The organism is Mesorhizobium kowhaii, from assembly GCF_003253745.1.
GTDB classification, from domain to species: Bacteria; Pseudomonadota; Alphaproteobacteria; order Rhizobiales; family Rhizobiaceae; genus Mesorhizobium; species Mesorhizobium kowhaii.
Map to the genome: position 1 here is coordinate 933,652 of NZ_MZXV01000032.1, position 18,142 is coordinate 951,793.

General features: G+C 64.4%; 14 protein-coding genes. 5 read left to right on the forward strand and 9 right to left on the reverse strand.

What is annotated here, in order from left to right; translation table 11 throughout:
* Positions 1 to 28: 28 nt before the first annotated feature.
* The 5 genes from B5V02_RS17330 to B5V02_RS17350 form a co-directional block, all read right to left on the reverse strand.
* The gene (locus B5V02_RS17330; RefSeq protein ID WP_111545302.1) at positions 29 to 1,090 is read right to left on the reverse strand and encodes a Gfo/Idh/MocA family protein; all 1,062 of its coding nucleotides are present in this window, start codon (positions 1,088 to 1,090) and stop codon (positions 29 to 31) included.
* Positions 1,087 to 1,926 carry a carbohydrate ABC transporter permease gene (locus B5V02_RS17335; RefSeq protein ID WP_111545303.1) on the reverse strand — a complete coding sequence of 280 codons (840 nt, stop codon included), beginning with the start codon at positions 1,924 to 1,926 and terminating at the stop codon, positions 1,087 to 1,089. Before B5V02_RS17335 ends, B5V02_RS17330 begins: the two co-directional genes overlap by 4 nt.
* Before the next feature lie 10 nt (positions 1,927 to 1,936).
* Positions 1,937 to 2,866, reverse strand: coding sequence for a carbohydrate ABC transporter permease (locus B5V02_RS17340; RefSeq protein ID WP_111545304.1), 930 nt, complete (start codon positions 2,864 to 2,866; stop codon positions 1,937 to 1,939).
* Between the two features lie 236 nt (positions 2,867 to 3,102).
* On the reverse strand, positions 3,103 to 4,362 hold the full coding sequence (locus tag B5V02_RS17345) for an ABC transporter substrate-binding protein (protein ID WP_111545305.1): 1,260 nt from the start codon (positions 4,360 to 4,362) through the stop codon (positions 3,103 to 3,105).
* Between the two features lie 2 nt (positions 4,363 to 4,364).
* Positions 4,365 to 5,324, reverse strand: a complete 960-nt coding sequence (locus tag B5V02_RS17350; protein WP_111545306.1) for an N-acetylmuramic acid 6-phosphate etherase — start codon at positions 5,322 to 5,324, stop codon at positions 4,365 to 4,367.
* A 199-nt stretch (positions 5,325 to 5,523) separates the two neighbouring features.
* On the opposite strand from B5V02_RS17350, the gene B5V02_RS17355 reads away from it, so the two are divergent.
* The 5 genes from B5V02_RS17355 to B5V02_RS17375 are packed head-to-tail and all read left to right on the forward strand — an operon-like array spanning position 5,524 to position 10,542.
* Positions 5,524 to 6,405: a glucosamine kinase nucleotide-binding domain-containing protein gene (locus B5V02_RS17355; RefSeq protein WP_111545307.1), complete on the forward strand. Its 882-nt coding sequence runs from the start codon at positions 5,524 to 5,526 to the stop codon at positions 6,403 to 6,405.
* Entirely contained in the window at positions 6,402 to 7,184 is a 783-nt protein-coding gene (locus tag B5V02_RS17360) for a GntR family transcriptional regulator (protein ID WP_111545308.1), read from the forward strand. Before B5V02_RS17355 ends, B5V02_RS17360 begins: the two co-directional genes overlap by 4 nt.
* A 32-nt stretch (positions 7,185 to 7,216) precedes the next feature.
* Positions 7,217 to 8,251: an SIS domain-containing protein gene (locus B5V02_RS17365; RefSeq protein ID WP_167458538.1), complete on the forward strand. Its 1,035-nt coding sequence runs from the start codon at positions 7,217 to 7,219 to the stop codon at positions 8,249 to 8,251.
* Positions 8,248 to 9,420, forward strand: coding sequence for an N-acetylglucosamine-6-phosphate deacetylase (gene nagA, locus B5V02_RS17370; RefSeq protein ID WP_111545309.1), 1,173 nt, complete (start codon positions 8,248 to 8,250; stop codon positions 9,418 to 9,420). The genes B5V02_RS17365 and nagA overlap by 4 nt, the downstream gene beginning before the upstream one ends.
* Before the next feature lie 9 nt (positions 9,421 to 9,429).
* Positions 9,430 to 10,542 (forward strand): NAD(P)/FAD-dependent oxidoreductase, encoded by a 1,113-nt coding sequence (locus B5V02_RS17375; RefSeq protein WP_111545310.1) that lies wholly within the window; start codon positions 9,430 to 9,432, stop codon positions 10,540 to 10,542.
* A gap of 24 nt (positions 10,543 to 10,566) precedes the next feature.
* Here B5V02_RS17375 and B5V02_RS17380 read toward each other — a convergent pair whose 3' ends face one another.
* The 4 genes from B5V02_RS17380 to B5V02_RS17395 all read right to left on the reverse strand — a co-directional run bounded on the left by B5V02_RS17380 (position 10,567) and on the right by B5V02_RS17395 (position 18,134).
* Positions 10,567 to 12,081 (reverse strand): malonate--CoA ligase, encoded by a 1,515-nt coding sequence (locus B5V02_RS17380; protein ID WP_111545311.1) that lies wholly within the window; start codon positions 12,079 to 12,081, stop codon positions 10,567 to 10,569.
* A 167-nt stretch (positions 12,082 to 12,248) separates the two neighbouring features.
* Positions 12,249 to 12,995: a GntR family transcriptional regulator gene (locus tag B5V02_RS17385; RefSeq protein ID WP_111545312.1), complete on the reverse strand. Its 747-nt coding sequence runs from the start codon at positions 12,993 to 12,995 to the stop codon at positions 12,249 to 12,251.
* 386 nt (positions 12,996 to 13,381) lie between these two features.
* On the reverse strand, positions 13,382 to 14,059 hold the full coding sequence (rpe, locus tag B5V02_RS17390) for a ribulose-phosphate 3-epimerase (RefSeq protein WP_111545464.1): 678 nt from the start codon (positions 14,057 to 14,059) through the stop codon (positions 13,382 to 13,384).
* A 211-nt stretch (positions 14,060 to 14,270) separates the two neighbouring features.
* The gene (locus tag B5V02_RS17395) at positions 14,271 to 18,134 is read right to left on the reverse strand and encodes a DUF7929 domain-containing protein (RefSeq protein WP_111545313.1); all 3,864 of its coding nucleotides are present in this window, start codon (positions 18,132 to 18,134) and stop codon (positions 14,271 to 14,273) included.
* Positions 18,135 to 18,142 lie beyond the last annotated feature (8 nt).

The window sequence follows — 18,142 nt, forward strand, 5'->3', positions numbered from 1 at the left end:
TCGTCCCTGTTCTAGAGTTTGACTCGTCCTAGAGTTTGATGGGGGCGCCGCTGCGCACGCTCTCGTCGGCGGCAAGGCAGACGGCGAGCGACTTCACCGCGTCGTCCATGTGTTTGGTGAGATCCAGATCCTCGCGGATCGCCTTCAGCACAAAGGCCTGTTCGAGATCGCAGAGGTCCTGATGACCGGGCTCGCCTGCCATCGACAGCATTTCGTCAGGCTTGGCGAATTTGCCGTCCGGACCGGTCGCCGCACTGTGCAGGCGGATGGTCGAGGTCTTGGTGTGGGTGTCGATGTCATCGGACTTGACACCTTCCTTCATCACGATCGACACGCAGCCATTCGGCGAAATGACGTCCTTCACGAAGAAGGCCGTTTCCGAAATCATCGGCCCCCAGCCGGCTTCGTACCAGCCGACCGAACCGTCATCGAACAGCACCTGCAGATGTCCGTAATTGTACATCGACGGCGCGACTTCCTCGGTCAGTCGCACGCCCATGCCGCGCACCTCGACCGGCTTCGCGTCGGTGATCTGCAGCATTACGTCGAGATAGTGCACGCCGCAATCGACGATCGGCGACGTCGTCTGCATCAACTGCTTGTGCGTCCCCCAGGTAGGGCCCGAGGATTGCTGGTTGAGGTTCATGCGGAACACGTAGGGGCCGCCGAGCTTGCGCGCCTCGGCGATCAGCCTGATCCAGGACGGGTGGTGGCGCAGGATGTAGCCTATCACCAGCTTCCTGCCGTTGGCCTTGGCCGCCGCGACGACGCGCCTCGCGTCGGACACGGTCGTCGCCAACGGCTTTTCGACAAAGACATGGCAACCGGCCTCGAACGCCTTCACGGCATAGTCGGCATGGCTGTCGGAATAGGTGGCAATGCAGGCGACATCGGGCTTTTCGTCGCGCAACACTTCGTCGAAGGAGCGCCTGATGCCATAGAAGGAAAGCCCGTCCGGCAGCGGCACGTCGGAGCGGTTGATCAGCGCCGCGATCTGGAAACCCGGATTGGTGTGATAGGCCAGCGCATGGCTGCGGCCCATATTGCCGAGGCCGGCAACGACAACGCGAAGAGGTGTCTGCGAACTCACTTGACGGCTCCCGAGGTGATGCCGCGGATCAGCTGCCGCGAGAAAATGACGTAGAGGATCAGCACCGGCATGATCGCCAGCGAAAGGGCGGCCAGGATGGCATTCCAGTTGGTGACGAACTGGCCGAGGAACAATTGCGCGCCGAGCGTCACCGTCTTGGTCTCTTCCGACGGCGCCAGGATCAGCGGGAACCACAGATCGTTCCAGATCGGGATCATGGTGAAGACGGCGACGGTCGCCATCGATGGCCTGACCAGCGGCAGCACCAGCCGGAAGAAGATGGTGTATTCGGACAGGCCGTCGATGCGCCCGGCATTCTTCAGGTCGTCGGACACCTGCTTCATGAACTCCGACAGGATGAAGACGGCGAGCGGCAGGCCTTGGGCGGTGTAGACCAGGATCAGCGCCGTCAGCGTGTTGACCAGGCCGCTCGCCACCATCAGCTGCAGGATGGCGACGGTGCCGAGGCGGATCGGGATCATGATGCCGAGCGCCAGATAGAGCCCCATCAGCGTGTTGCCGCGGAAGCGATACTCTGACAGCGCAAACGCCGCCATGGCGCCGAACAAAAGCACGAAGAACAGCGAGGCGACGGTGACGACAAGGCTGTTCTGGAAATAGTGGATGAAATCGCCCTGGCCGATGACCGTGGTGTAGCCGATCAGGTCGAATGTCCCGGGCGTCGGCGGCGTCAGCGGCGCGCCGAAGATGCCGGCGCGCGACTTGAACGAATTCATGATGACGAGGATCACCGGAAACAGCGCGATCGCCGTGTAGGTCAACAGGATCGCGTGGGCACCGATGGTGCGGGGCAGGGAACGGGTGGCCGTGCTCATCTCTTGTCCCTCAGAACTGGTAGCGACGCAGGCGCGTCTGCACGAGGAACAGATAGACGCAAACGCCGCCGAGGATGATCAGGAACATCATCGTGGCGATCGCCGCGCCCATGTTGGGATCGCCGACCTGCAGCTGGAAGCCGAAGAAGGCGCGGTAGAGGAAGGTGCCGAGAATATCGGTCGAGTAGTTCGGCCCGGCGAGTGCCCCTTGCGCGGTGTAGATCAGGTCGAAGGCGTTGAAGTTGCCGACGAAGGTGAGGATCGAGATGATGCCTATCGACGGCAGGATCAGCGGCAGCTTGATCTTCCAGAACTGCGACATGCCGGTGATGCCGTCGCATTCGGCGGCCTCGATCACCTCTTCGGGGATCGACAGCAGCGCGGCATAGATCAGCATCATCGGGATGCCGACGAACTGCCACACCGAGATCAGGCTGAGCGCCGTCAGCGCGTATTCTTCCTTGCCGAGCCACGGCGTGAACAGGCTTTTCAGGCCGACGAGATCGAGCAGATGCGGCGCCACGCCCCATAGCGGCGACAGGATCAGCTTCCAGGCAAAGCCGACGATGACGAAGGACAGGATGGTCGGCACGAAGATTGCCGTACGGTAGAAGGCCGAGAACCTCAGTCTTGGGCTGGACAGTAGGGCCGCCAGCATCACGCCGATCGGGTTCTGCACCAGCATGTGGATGATGAAGAACCAGGTGTTGTTCCTCAGCGCGTTCCAGAAATTCACCGACCAGTTGGGGTCGCCGAACAGCGTGCGGAAGTTTTGCAGCCCGACGAAGACCTGGTGCTGCTCGATGTTGCGGAACAGCGACAGCTGCAGCGTGCCGGCCAGCGGCAGGATCATGATCGCCGTGTAGACAAGCAGCGCCGGCGCCAGGAAGACGCCAATGTGCCAGCGGAACGGTCGTTTCGGTCGTATTTCTGCGGCCATGAGTTCGGTCCCCGCCGTCTCTCGGTTCCAAAGGGTGTGATCTAGATGATGCCTCGATGCACGGCCCGACCATTCTTGCCCGATACGGCAAGAACAAAGGCCTGCGACTGATCAGCTAGCCTTCCCCACCAAGGGAGGGTAAGGCCGAGAGGCGGTGCCGACAATCGCTATCTGAAAAACCAGGATAGTCCGAGACCGGCCAGGCATACGCCCGGCCGATCTCGCTGCCTGAGTTCTTACTTCGCCGGCTTGTACCAGCTGTCGAGGCCGGTCTGCAGCTTCTTGGCGGCAGCTTCCGGGGTGTCGGTGCCGTTGATGACGTTGGCCGATTCAACCCACGTCTCGTTTTCGAGGTTCGGCGTGCCGCGCGACAGGATCTGGTAGGTCGAGCGGATCGTTGACTTGCACTTGCCGCGCCAGGAGACGAATTCCTGCGCCAGCGCGTCTTCCATCTTCACCGGCGCGGAGTTCAGGCTGAAGAAGCCCGGCAGCGCGTTGGCGTAGATGGTGGCGAAATCCGGCGAGGCGACCCAGGACAGGAAGGTCTTGGCCGCATCCGCGTTCTTCGATGCTGCATTCAGGCCCATGCCGATATCGGTATGGTCGGAGATGTAGCAGGTGTCGCCGGCCTTCTCGACCGGCGGCGGGAAGGCGCCCATCTTGAACTGGGCCTGGGTGTTGAACAGGCCGATTTCCCACGAGCCGGCCGGGTAGATGGCGGCGCGTCCGAGCGTGAACAGGTTCTGGCTGTCCGGATAGGTCTGCGCTTCGAAGCCGTCGCCGAGATATGGCTTCCACTTGGCCAGTTCCTCATACGGTGCGACCCAGTCCTTGTCGGTCAGCTTCTGGTCGCCCTTGATGAGGGCGGCGCGGCCGTCCTCGCCCTTCCAGTAGTTCGGGCCGATGTTCTGATAGCCCATGGTCGCGGCTTCCCAGAGATCCTTGGTGCCCATCGCCATCGGGATGTAGGTGCCGTCGGCCTTGATCTTGTCGAGCGCGGCGAAGAACTCGTCGCGGGTCTCCGGCACTTTGATGCCGAGCTTGTCGAAGGCGTCCTTGTTGTAGATGAAGCCGTGGATGACCGAGGCCATCGGCACGCAGAAGCTCGCCTTGCCGTCGTCGGTCTGCCAGGCGGACTTGGCCACCGGCGAGAAATTTTCCATGCCGGGCAGCGCCGAGAGGTCGGCGAGGTTGCCCTTCTTGAACAGTTCAAGCGACTTGTCGAACGGGCGGCAGGTGATCAGGTCGCCCGCCGAGCCGGCGGCAAGCTTGGCGCCAAGGGCGGCGTCATACTCGGTCGGCGCCGATGGAGCGAACACCACCTTGATGCCGGGGTTCTTGGCTTCGAAAGCCGGGATCAGCTTGTCCTTCCAGATGGCAAGGTCGTCGCCGCGCCAGCTTTCGATGTTGAGCGTTACGTCGCCGGCATAAGCAACCCCGGCTGAGCCGAGAATGCTGGTGCCCAGAAGCAGTGCCGTCAGTAGTTTCGTTGTCATGCTCAGTCTCCCTGTTGACCTTTTTCAGGTTCGGTTTTGATGAGAACAGGGGCAGTGCGCCCCTTGCTCCCCTCGATCGCGGAAAGCGCCGGCCTCAGCTTCTGGCCGGTTCCTTCCAGCAGTTTCTCCGCCGCATCTGCGCTGTCGGCGCCGGCGGCGAGCAGAATGGCGGTCTTGACCGCGCCGCCGCTCTTTTCGAGCAGGCGGGCCGCTTCGTCCCTGCCGCGCCCGCTGACGGCGGCGACGATGCGCGCCGCGCGGTCGCGCAGCTTGATGTTGTCGGCCATCAGGTTGACCATGTAGCCGTCATGCACATGGCCGAGATGGACGGCGGTCAGCGTCGACAGCATGTTGAGCGCGATCTTCTGGGCGGTGCCCGCGCCCATGCGCGTCGAACCGGCGATCAGTTCCGGCGGCGTTTCGAGCAGGATGGCGGTTTCAGCCTGCCGCAGCAGAGCCGAGTCCCTGTTGTTGGCGATGCCGATGGTGGCAGCACCCCGGCGTGCGGCTTCCTCGATGGCTCGCACCGCATAGGGCGTCGTGCCGCTGGCGGATATGGCGATCAGGCAGTCGCCCTCGCCGATGCCGGCATTGATGACGGCTGTTGCGGCCTCCTCGGTATCATCTTCCGGCCCGCCGGCCAGCGTCCTGAAAGCCTCGTCGCCGCCGGCGATCAGGATGGCGATGCGGTCGCGATGAATGCCGAAGGTGCCGGGCAATTCAAGCGCATCGGCCAGCGCCATCAGGCCGGAACTGCCGGCCGCGGCATAGGCAAGCTTGCCGCCGCCCTTCAGCCTGGCCGCGATGATCTCGGCCGCCCTGGCGATTGCGGGAATGGCATTGCGCACGACCTTTGCGGCCTCGATCTGCGCATCGGCCAAAGAAGAAAGGATGGCGTCCGGGGTCTGGATATCCAGCCCCTCGGCATTCTGGTGAAGCGCTTCGGTGCGCGTTTCGGCCATCCCGGTTCCTCCAATTCGGAAAACAATACCAAAAAAATACCACTTGTCCACACGCATTAACGAATTCGCTGACCGGAAATCGCTGAGCCGGCGAAATGCATAGGCTTTTCAATAAAATAAGGCTTAATCTTTTTGAAACGGAAATTAATCCTTGGCTATTGGTATTTTATTGGTATTATCCGCCCGGAGGAGAAATCGCGTGAATTTCGTGCTCGGTATCGATGGCGGCGGCACCAGCTGCAGGGCCGCCCTGGCAACTGCGGATGGCGCCGTCATTGGCCGCGCCAAGAGCGGCGCCGCCAACATCCGCACCGACCTGACCGGCGCCCGGTCGAACATCGTCGAGGCCGCGAGGCAGGCGTTCCTTGCCGCCGGACAGGATCCGGAACTGATCCCGCAGACACCGGCCATCCTCGGCCTCGCCGGCGCCAATGTCGGCACCTACCGGCAGCAGCTCGAGGCCATCCTGCCGTTCAGCATCAGCCGCGTCGAGACCGACGCCGAGATCGCGCTTGAAGGGGCTGTCGGCGCCGGCGACGGCGCCATGGCGATCCTCGGCACCGGCACCGCCTATATGGCACGCAAGAACGGCAAATCGCGCGCCATCGGCGGCTGGGGGTTTCAAGTCGGCGACCAGGGCAGCGGCGCCCGCATCGGCCGCGACCTGCTCGAACAGACGCTGCTTGCCTATGACGGCGTCCGCGAGGGTTCGCCCCTGACGCAGAGCATGCTGGCGGTTTTCCGCAACAATCCCGAGGACGTGGTCGAATTCACCACCAATGCCAAGCCCGGCGATTTCGGCGGCTTCGCGCCCAAGGTGTTCGAGCATGCCGAAAAGGGCGACAGCGTCGCCAACTGGATTTTGAACAGGGTGGTCGCCGATGTCGAAGCTGCGCTTGGCGCGCTCGATCTTGCGGACGACGCGCCGCTGTGCCTGCTCGGCGGGCTGGCGCCGCTTTACGCGCCACGCCTGTCGGCGCGCTACCGGGCACTGCTGAAGCCACCGCTCGATGATGCGCTGGGCGGCGCCGTGCAGATGGCGACCCGCCTTTTTGCTGAGACAGCGGAGGCGGCTCGATGAACGATGCCGCCGACCAGATCTTCGCCACGCTGAAACAGTCGTCGCAAAGCGGCGCGCCGCTTTATCTGCAACTGCGCAAGAGCATCGAGGACGCCGTCAATCGCGGCCTGATCGGCCCCGGCGACGCGCTACCTTCCGAGCGCGACATCGCCAGCAAGGCGGATATTTCGCGCGTCACTGTACGCAAGGCGGTGCAGGACCTGGTCAAGGGCGGCATCCTGGTGCAACGCCACGGCTCCGGCACGTTCGTGGCGCCGCGCATGGAGCGCGTCGAGCAATCGCTGTCGCGGCTGACCTCCTTTACCGAGGACATGGCGCGGCGCGGCATGGCGGTGCGTTCGGCCTGGCTCGACCGCGGCCTTTACGCGCCCTCACCCGACGAGATGATGGTGCTCGGCCTGTCGTCGAACGAACTGGTGGCACGGGTGGCGCGCCTGCGCATTGCCAACGACACGCCGCTGGCGATCGAACGCGCCTCGCTGTCGGCCAGCGTGCTGCCCGACCCGGCGGGAATAGGCTCCTCGCTCTATGCGGCGCTGGAATTGACCGGCAACCGGCCGGTGCGGGCGGTGCAGCGCATCTCCGCCGCCAATCTCGGCGACGGCGACGCGCGCCTGCTCGAAGTGCCGCCGGGCATTGCCGGCCTGCACATCGAACGCATTTCCTATCTGGCGAGCGGCAAGGTGATCGAATTCACCCGTTCCATCTACCGGGGCGACGCCTATGATTTCGTCGCCGAACTGCGGCTGACAGGGCCGAGCGAAGAGGGCCGACCATGAGTACAGAGCCGACCATGTCGACTGAGCCGACCATGTCGACTGAGATGACCCATATGCGGCGCGAGATCGAGGAGATCCCGCTGGCCGTCGCCCGCCTGCTTGACGGCTCCGGCGCCGTCCTGACCGAAGCCGGGCGCGGCATCCGCGAACGCGACCCGCAGTTCGTCGTCACCGTGGCGCGCGGTTCGTCCGACCATGCCGCCACCTTCATGAAATATGCCGTCGAGCTGACCGCCGGCCTGGCCGTCGCTTCGGTCGGTCCCTCGATCGCCTCGATCTATGGAGCCGAGCTCAGGCTCGGCGGCTCGGCCTGCCTGGCGATCTCGCAGTCGGGCAAGAGCCCCGACATCGTCGCCATGGCCGAAACCGCGCGGTCCGGTGGCGCGCTGACCATCGCCATCACCAACACCGCTGATTCGCCGCTGGCGCGCGCCTCGGACTATGCGATCGATATCCTGGCCGGGCCGGAGCGCAGCGTGGCGGCGACCAAGACCTTCATCAATTCCGCCGTCGCCGGCCTCGCCCTGATGGCGCATGCCACCGGCGACGAGGCGCTGCTGGCTGCACTTTTCGAATTGCCCGAACATTTCCGCAAGGCGATCGCCTGCGACTGGATGACGGTGCTGTCCGAAACGATCGAGAAGCAGAAATCGCTGTTCATCCTCGGCCGCGGCCCGTCGGCGGCGATGGCCAACGAGGCGGCGCTGAAGTTCAAGGAAACCTGCGGCATGCATGCCGAGGCCTACAGCGCGGCCGAAGTCATGCATGGCCCGCTGGCGCTGATCGGCCCGGACTTTCCGGTGCTGGCGCTGGCTGCGCGTGACGCATCGGAGCCATCCGTCGCCGAGGCCGCCGACAGCCTGGCGGCCAAGGGCGCACCGGTCTTCGTTACGTCCGCACTTGCCCAGCGCGCCGTGCGCCTGCCGCATGTCGCCACCGGCCATCCGCTGACCGATCCGCTGACGCTGATCGTCTCCTTCTACATGTTCGTCGAGGCCTTTGCCCGCCATCGCGGCCTCGATCCGGACACGCCGCGCAATCTTCGCAAGGTGACGGAGACCGTATGAGCGACCGCTTTGCCCTGACTGGCGCCCGCATTTTCGACGGCGACGACTGGCATGACGGCCACGCGCTTGTGGTGCTCGATGGCCTCGTCGAGGCCATTTTGCCCGCCGGCGCCATTCCCTCCGATATCCGCGTCGTCGAGACCGGCGGCGGCATGCTGGCGCCAGGCTTTGTCGACGTCCAGGTCAATGGCGGCGGCGGCGTCATGCTCAACGACCACCCCGATGTCGCCTCGCTCGAAACCATCTGCCGGGCGCATGCGCCCTTCGGCACCACGGCGCTGCTGGCGACATTGATCACCGATACGCCCGCCATCACCGCCGCCGCTGTCGCTGCCGGCGAAGCAGCGACGCTGCAGAAGCTGCCGGGTTTCCTCGGTCTGCATCTCGAAGGCCCGCATCTGTCGATTGCCCGCAAGGGCGCGCATGATCCGGCGCTGATCCGGCCGATGCTTGACGCCGACCAGGCGATGCTGATCGCGGCGCGGCAGAAACTGCCGGTGCTGCTCACCACCATCGCACCGGAATCCGTCGTACCGGCGCGTATCTCGGCGCTGACCAAGGCCGGCATCATCGTCAGCCTCGGCCATTCCGACACCGGCTACGCCACGGCCAGCGCCTTTGCCGCGGCCGGCGCCTCGATGGTCACCCATCTGTTCAACGCGATGAGCCAGATCGGCAACCGCGAGCCCGGGCTGGCGGGTGCGGCTATCGATATCGGCACGTTGTCCGCAGGCATCATCGCCGACGGCATCCATGTCGATCCCGCCACCATCAAGATCGCGCTGCGGGCCAAGCAGGGACCGGCCCGGATCGTGCTGGTCAGCGACGCCATGGCGACGATCGGTACCGACATGACCTCGTTCACGCTCAACGGCCGCACCATCTATCGCAGGGATGGCAGCCTGCGGCTCGCCGACGGCACGCTGGCGGGTGCGGATCTCGACATGATCTCGGCCGTGCGCTTCATCCACCGCGTCGTCGGGGTGGAGCTTTCCGAGGCCTTGCGCATGGCCTCGCTCTATCCGGCGCAAGCGATCGGCCAGTCGCACCGGCTCGGGCGCTTCGCCAACGGCACGGCGGCCGATATCATTGCGCTGTCTGACGATCTCGACATCAGAAACGTCTGGATCAGCGGCGAAAGAGTTTTTTCAGCTGATAGCGCGAGGTGATGTCAGGCCATGCATGACGTCGATTGCGTCATTGCGGGAGCAGGTGTCGTCGGGCTCGCCATCGCCAGGGCGCTTGCCTTATCGGGCCGCGAGGTGCTGGTGGTCGAACAGGCCGGCGCGATCGGCACCGTCACCAGTTCACGCAATTCCGAAGTCATCCATGCCGGACTCTATTATACGCCAGGAAGCCTGAAAGCCCGGCTCTGCGTCGAAGGCCGCGCGCGGCTCTACGCCTATTGCCGCGAGCACAATGTTGCCCATGCCCGCACCGGCAAGCTGATCGTCGCCGTCGAACCCGACCAGTTGGAAAGGCTGGGCGCGATCCGGGCCAACGCGCAAAGTTGCGGGGTCGGCGATCTCGAAGTTTTGACACGGGCACAAGCCGAAAGCCTCGAACCCGCGCTGCAATGCGCCGGCGCGTTGTTGTCGCCATCGACCGGGATCATCGACAGCCAGGCACTGATGCTGTCGCTGCGCGGCGACGCCGAGGCCGCCGGTGCATCCTTCGCCTTCCTCACATCCGTTGCCGGAGCGGCTATCGAAGCCGATGGGATCCGGATCGACACGCGCGATGCCAATGGCGGGACCTTCGCCCTGCAGGCCGGCGCCTTTGTCAACGCCGCTGGCCTCGATGCGCAGGCGCTCGCCGGCCGCATCGAAGGCTTTCCGCAAGACCTTGTTCCGCCGCGATGGCTGGCGCGCGGCAACTATTTTTCACTCTCCGGACGGTCGCCCTTTTCGCGACTGATCTATCCCGTGCCGGTTCATGGCGGCCTCGGCGTTCATCTGACCCTCGATCTTGCCGGCAGCGCGCGTTTTGGCCCGGATGTCGAATGGATCGACAGCGTGGATTATACGGTCGATCCCACCCGTGGTGAGGCCTTCTACGACGAGATCAGGCGTTATTGGCCCGATCTTGCCGACGGCGCCCTGCAGCCGGCCTATGCCGGCGTCCGGCCGAAACTGTCCGGCCCGGGCCAGCCGGCGGCCGACTTCATGATCCAGGGACCGGCCGACCATGGCGCCGGCCCGATCGTCAATCTGTTCGGCATCGAAAGTCCCGGCCTGACGTCAAGCCTGGCGATCGCCGAGCATGTCGTGGAGCTGTTGTACCCGGGCTGACGAAACGCCTGCGCACTTCCAGCCCTAGGATGTGTAGAGACCCTTGTAGGCATCGCGCAAAAGATTCTTCTGCACCTTGCCCATGGTGTTGCGCGGCAGTTCGTCGACGAAGATCACCCGTTTCGGGTGTTTGTATTTTGCGACGCGTTCAGCGATGGCGCCGAGAATTTCGGCTCCGGTGATGTTCGATGCCGGCGACCGCACGACGACAGCGGTGACGCCTTCGCCGAAATCCGGATGGGCAACGCCGATGACAGCGCTTTCGCTAACCCCGTCAAGCGCGTCGATCTCGCTTTCGAGCTCCTTCGGATAGATGTTGTAGCCGCCGGAAATGATCAGGTCCTTGCCGCGGCCGACAATGTGGACGTAGCCGTCGGCGTCGACGATGCCGAGATCGCCGGTGATGAAGAAGCCGTCGGCGCGGAATTCCGCTTTGGTCTTCTCCGGCATGCGCCAATAGCCGCCGAAGACGTTCGGACCCTTGACCTCGATCATGCCGACCTCGCCATGGGCAAGCGGCCTGCCATTGTCGGGATCGGCGATGCGAAGCGCGACGCCCGGCAAGGGGAAGCCGACCGTGCCGGCGCGCCGCTCGCCGTCATAGGGGTTCGAGGTGTTCATGTTGGTCTCGGTCATGCCGTAGCGTTCGAGGATCGCGTGGCCGGTGCGCGCGCGCCAGGCTTTGTGCGTCTCGGCCAGCAGCGGCGCCGAACCGGAGATGAACACGCGGATATTTTTTGCCGCCTGACGATCCAGCCCATCCTGTTGCAACAGGCGCACGTAGAAGGTCGGCACGCCCATCAGGGCGGTGGCGCGCGGCAAAAGCGAGACGATGCGAGCCGGATCGAATTTCTGCTCGAACAGCATCGAGGCGCCGGCCATCAGGACGACGTTGGTGGCGACGAACAGGCCATGGGTGTGGAAGATCGGCAGCGCGTGGATCAGCACGTCGTCGGCCGTGAAATGCCAGTGGTCGACCAGCACCCGCGCGTTCGAAGCGAGGTTCTCGTGGCTGAGCATGGCGCCTTTCGAGCGGCCGGTCGTTCCCGAGGTGTAGAGGATCGCCGCGAGATCGTCCCCGCCGCGCGCCACATCGTGGAAGTCCGCCGGCAGCCGCGAGGCCTGATCCGTCAGGGATCCCTCGCCATTGCGACCGAGCGTGACGGTGATGGCGCCCGATTTTTCCGCCAGTGCGCCGATGTCGGCCGCCCTGGCCGGATCGCAGACGACCAGGCGTGGTGCCGCATCGCTGAAGAAGTACTCCAGCTCGGCCAGTGTGTAGGCGGTGTTGAGCGGCAGGAAGACGGCACCGGCACGCAGGCAGGCGAGATAGAGCAGGACGGCTTCGGGACTCTTCTCGACCTGAACGGCGACCCGGTCACCGGGCTCGACATCCAGTTGCAAGAGCGCATGCGCGAGCTGCGCCGACCGCGCCAGCATATCGCCATAGGTGAGCGAGCGGCCGTCATCGGTTTCCATCAGCAGGCGCCCGGGCGCCGGCATCCGGGAACGGAACGCGTCGAACAGATGGTTGCTCATAAAGTCTTCCTGGGGGTGGCGGAAACGGCGGCGCTGGGCACGCTTTTCGAGTGGCATGCATTGGCGGCGAGCGTTCGCGGTTCTTGGCCGCGCCGTCAAGACCGCGGTTCACCCGTCGCGCCAACGGGTTGCGGGCAATGGCCGCAAAAGACTGCCGGGAAACGACGCTATCGCCGGGCGCGTTCGGCCTTGCCGGCGACCGCCTTTGGACCTTCGCCTCGCTGGAAGCGTTCCATGCACATGGCAGCGGTCAACTGGTAGTGATTGATCAGTGCTTCAACGGCACCGTCGGCATTACCGTCCAGCGCACATTCGGCGATCAGCCGATGCTCGCCGAAATCGTCGCGCTGGACGCTTTCGCCGTCACTTGCCATTTGCCGATAGCGATAGGCGTGATCGGAAAGCTGCTCGCAGAACCCCACCAGCCATTGCGACCGGCAGGCCGAAATCAGGACCCGATGGAAGATGCGGTGCAACCTCTCCCAATCCGGATTGAGCGAAAAGTTGTTCTGCGGCGAAAGACGCGACGCACGCCCCAGGCGATGCAGCGCCAGTACGAGCTGTTCTTCCCATTCGGCGGTGCGGTGCGCGATGGATTCGCGAAGCGCCCGCTCCTCAAGCCAGCAGCGAGTGCGCGTCAGCTCCTCGAGCTCCGACGCGCTGACCGGCATGATGAAGAAGCCGCGCTGGTCGTGCCGGCCGAGAAGCCCCTCCGAGGCGAGGCGGTTGAGAGCCTCGCGGACAGGGGAAGCGCCAGCCCCATATTTGGAAACCACCCATTCGACCCGCAGCTTGCTCTCGGCTTCAAGAACTCCACCGAGAAGATCATCCCGCAATTGGTGATAGACCGTGCTGGCAAGCGTGCTCTTGTGCCCTGCGCCGTCGTCGTTCAGATTGGCAGCTCCGTATGTCAAAGCGACTCCTTGTCCCCAAATTATGTTTGGGCAATTCGAGTCCGAAGCATCCCCCTTCGTACACGTACCATATCGCGTCTGGCCTCAGAGGCTCAAGCAGAAGATCGCGCTATTGTACTTAAGCACAAAGGAATATACGGCATTTTGCCGTTCAGCGATGCAAATTCGCGTATTTCTGCAACCTTCGGAAACTTAACATGTTTTGTATGCACGCAGAATCATCTGTTCTTGTGTGCACGCGCGATTGTCTTTTCTATCGCGCGCAAAGGAGGATCTACGCAGACCCTCATCGGGGCTCGATGCTTCGCGAATCAGATCCGGACGGACCTCGGCACGAGAGCCGCTTGGCCAGCCTGAGGGCTTAAGGATGGGATGAACGCCGTGGGTTAGCCGGCTGCGTTGTCTGCAGCCGTCCTGATCGCCTGAATGTTTTGCCGGTAGGCGTCGACGCTGCCGCCCTTGAAGATCGCGGCGCCCGCCACCAGCACGTCGGCGCCGGCGGCAGTGACCAGCGGCGCGGTTTCGGCTGACACACCGCCATCGATCTCGATGCGGATCGGCCGGCTGCCGATCAGCGCCTTGACCCGCTTCACCTTGTCGACGATCGCCGGAATGAAGGCCTGGCCGCCGAAGCCGGGATTGACGGTCATGATCAGGATCAGATCGAGCCGGTCGAGCACATATTCGACCGCACTTTCCGGCGTTGCCGGATTGAGCGACACGCCGGCCTTCTTGCCAAGGTTCCTGATGGTCTGCAGCGAGCGGTCGAGATGCGGCCCGGCCTCGGCATGCACCGTCAAGCCGTCGCAACCGGCCTCGGCGAAGGCGGCCAGATAGGGGTCGGCCGGCGCGATCATCAGATGGCAGTCGAAGAAGGCCTTGGTGCGGTTGCGGATCGCCTTGATCACCGGCGGGCCAAAGGTGATGTTGGGGACGAAATGCCCGTCCATCACATCAAGGTGGATCCAGTCGGCGCCGGCCGCCACCACCGCTTCGACTTCGTCGCCGAGCTTGGAAAAATCCGACGCCAGCACCGAGGGTGCGATCAAGGTCTTTTTGCTCATGGGTGCGGCCTTTCCGAGCGCCCTTTTCATCCGGTCACTCTATCGACTGCCTAATGCGCCACAGGGGACTTGTCGAGTGCGCAGGCCGGCGGCTGCGCCGGCTGGCGTGACGCTGCAGCGTCCCGCCCCTGTTGGCCCAGCCCAGTTGCCGCGATCCAAACAAAACCCGCCGGATTGCTCCGGCGGGTTCTGACCTGTGTCGGGCAGACGGTTACGGCTTGACGTTCTGGATGTTTCCAGCCGGATCGTCCTGCTGTTGCTGGTCGCTTTGCGTCTTGCGCCGCGGAAGCAGCTGCTGCAGGACGTTCGGGTTCAGCAGGCCTGGTTCCAATTGCCCGCGGATCGGCCTGCAGTTTGGATAGCGCCCAATCGTGCCTTGCGGGCAGCGCCGCTTGATGATCGGCTGGCACTGGCCATTGATCATCTGCGAGCCCGGTGCGCACTCCTCCACCTGCGGCCTGGACCTGCGGCATGCGCCGTCGATCACCTCGGTCCCGCGCGGACAGACACACTCGCCGCGCTTGTTGTGGACCTGGCCGCGTATGTCGCACTGCTGCACTGGCGGCTGTTTACGCCGGCAGGCATTGCCTTGCACCTCGGTACCCCTCGGGCAGACACAATTGCCGTTGGCGTCGTGGACCTGGCCACGGATGGTGCATTGCTCGGGCTTCGGCCGGATCGGTCGGCAGGCATTGTCCCTGACTTCCGTACCCCTCGGGCAGACGCAATCGCCGTCCGAGTTGTGGACCTGACCGCGGATGGTGCACTGCTCAGGCTTTGGCCGGATCGGACGACAGGCATTGCCCCTGACTTCAGTACCCTTCGGGCAGACACAATCGCCATCGGCATTGTGGACCTGGCCACGGATCGTGCACTGCTCGGGCTTCGGCCGGATCGGACGGCAGGCATTGTCCCTGACTTCCGTACCCCTCGGGCAGACGCAATCGCCGTCCGAGTTGTGGACCTGACCGCGGATGGTGCATTGGTCAGGCTTGTCGGTCTTGACGCATTTTCCGTTCTCAAGCCCGGTTCCGCGTGGGCAGACGCAACGCCCGTCCTCGGTGCGGATCTGGCCTTCGAGCAGCACGCAGGGCTTCGGCTTTGGCTCGACGATGACACCACCGCCGGGCGAGCACTGGCCGTTGCGGAAGGTGGTGCCTGCCGGGCAGACGCACCGGCCGGCATCGTTCATGACGAAGCCTTGCGAGCACTCGTTCTTCACCTCATGCGTGATGATGAAGGGGTGGCAGGCATAGGCCTTGCCGCGATCGCCCTGCACATTGGCCTGGTCGCCGGGGAGCACGTCGCCGCCTTGCACCCGTGTGTCGGGAGACAGGACGCCGACGCAGTTCTGGCCGTTGACGTTGCCCCGCAGATTGGCCAGTCGGCCGTCGTCGGGAATGACCACGGTGACATGGTGTGCCTGGCTTTCCCCGGCGCCGAGCGTCAGGTTGGCGATGCAGGACAGCGGCAAGGTCGCCGGCTCCGGCGAGCAGCCGAAGGGCGGATCGATCGAGGTGATCGCAACGCCGTCCAGCCTGCCAAGACCCTCCACGCCGATCGCATCACCGATGCGAACCGGACCGGAGAAGGGGCTCGTCCCATCGTTCGTGATGGTGATCTCGAACGAGCAGGGTTGGCCGAGCTTGCATTCGCGGTCGCCGGTCTTTTCGACGCGGATGGTCGAAGAGCCGCCGCCCTTGGCGCAGGCCTGGCCGATCGGATAGACGACGTCGTCGCCCGGGGCCGGACCATACGAACCCCGCGCGCAGTTCTCGAACTCGCCGTTCGCCGAAACCGTCACGTCGAAGTGGCGGCTGGTTCCGGGTGTCATGACGGCACCGGGAATCTGGCACGACAGCGCATTGGCCGGAACCGGTCCGCACGCCCATTCCGCGCCGTCGGGAGTGACGGTCTGGATCTGGACGGGCGCGCCGCCCGCCACCAGCGTGGCGGCGTCGTTGACCCGCACCGGACCGGTGGGGGCAGCCGTGCCGGCATTGATGACGGTGATGCGGCAAGAGACGACCGCAGCACCGGCCAGCGAGCCGCTGCACACCTTGGTGATGCGCAGGGCGGGCTTTCCGCCATTGGGGTGACGGATGCGTTCCTTGGCGCAGGCCCTGTTGTTGGTGAGGTCGTTTTCACCAGGAATGGCCTTCACCTCGGCGCAGTTCTCCACCGTGTCGGACTGATAGCCGGCCGGCATGACCGCCTTGACGAAGATCGGCGTCGAGGCGCCCGGTGCGAGCGAGATGCCCGCATTGTCGCAGCGGAACTGGCCGGGGCCGGTCGGTCCGCAGGTCCATGGCGGGGTCGGGCCAAAGGTCGAGGAGGCCGGCGCGCCGCCGGGATAGCTGTCGATCACCGTCAGCGGCCCATTGTAGGTGAAGGTGCCGTTGTTGATGATGTCGATCACGAAGGTGCAGATGCCGTCGGCCGTGCAGACTTCGGTGCGGGCACGCTTCTTCAGGATCAGGTCAACCTTCTTGTCGACCGGTGGCTGGCAGTCGCGATCACGATCGCCACGCCGGCAGATCGGGATCGAGGCGCAGCCGCGATCGTTCGACTGGCTGCCGAACAGCGGCTTGCCGCTGGCCGCGTAATTATAGGCGGCGCAGTTGCGCAGGACGCTGCCTTGCCAGCCGCCAGCCGGCTTGAAGCCGAGCTTGAGGTCGACGAAGGCTCCCGGATTGAGCGTGGTCACCGGATAGGTGCACGTCATCGGGGTGGTGCCGGGCACGCAGACCCAGGGCGGATTGGGCCCTGAATCCAGCGTCGAGCCGGCCGGCAGCGTCACCTCGTCGAGCACGATCTTGCCGTGGTAGGCACCGGTGCCGACATTGGTGACCCTGATGGTGAAGTCGCAGCCGCCGCCCATCGTGCAACGCTGGACTTCGGCGCGCTTTTCAACCTTGAGGTCCGGTTCCTTGTCCTTGGGCGGGCATCTCTGGTCGCGCGGGATGACGATGTCGATGGTCTGCGTGCAGCACAGGCCCCAGCCTTCCTCCGGGCCGGCATAGGTTTCGATGCCGGTGACGATGAGGTGGATGACGTCGCCGGGTGACGCGCCGACGATCTTCCAGTTGAGCACGCCGCCGCCCGCCGGCACCAATTGGGTGTCGGGGATGATGGTGATGCCGGGTGTCGTCGTCGAAACCTGCACCCACTTGCCGCCCATGTCCGGGCCGACCGGCATGTGGTAGATGAAGGCGCCGCCACCGGGCACGCAATCGACCGTGCCGCGTTCCACCTTGAAGCATTCCTTGCCGGGAGGTGGCGGCGGCGGATTGCACTTGGTGACGTCGATCTTGATCGAGGTCTTTTCCCCGGTCTTGAAGTCGCCGTCGTCGGGCTTGCTCGGATCCTGCGACGGGATGATGATCCCGGTGCCGGGTCCATTGGTCACCTTGATCATGCCCTGGTTGTCGACGATCGTCGGCGAGGGGAACGCCGCATGATCGATCTTGGCCGTGATCTGGAAGGTGATAACGCGCTCGTTGGGAGCGCCGACGCCGTCGAGATCGGAGGCGGAAATCCGGAAATCAGAAACCGTCGCCGTGTCGTTCGGATTTGCCGAAGTGCTGATTGTACCACCCGGCAGCGGCCCGCCGGACGAATCCGTGCCGTCGCCGGACACATTGACGTTGACGATCTCAAGGCCATGCGGAAGCTGGTCCTTGAAGTCGAGCCGGGCTTTTTTCAGTCTTGCCGCGAAGCCTGGGTCGGCAAAACCCTGCGGGTCGCCGCGCAAGCCGAAGCTCAGGGAATAGACGACATAGTCGCAGCCTCTCTGAGTGCCCTTCTTGGTGAAGAAAGGCACGACCCGGCCCGGTTCCGGATTGATGATGCGCGGATTATCGAGGTCGAGTCTGGGCTCCGTAATGACGGTGTAGACCTCAGCGGCGAAGCCTTGCACCGGGGTCAAGGTGGCGACCGCGATACCGGCCGCCATCAGCCAGCGCGCGCCGCGCCTGGCGAGTGACAGGGGTTTCATGATCGTCTCCAAAACGGTTGACTGCTTGACGGTTGACTGGTTGCTCGTTGCGAGCGGGGAAAGTGCGAGATTTTTCATCTTCCCCT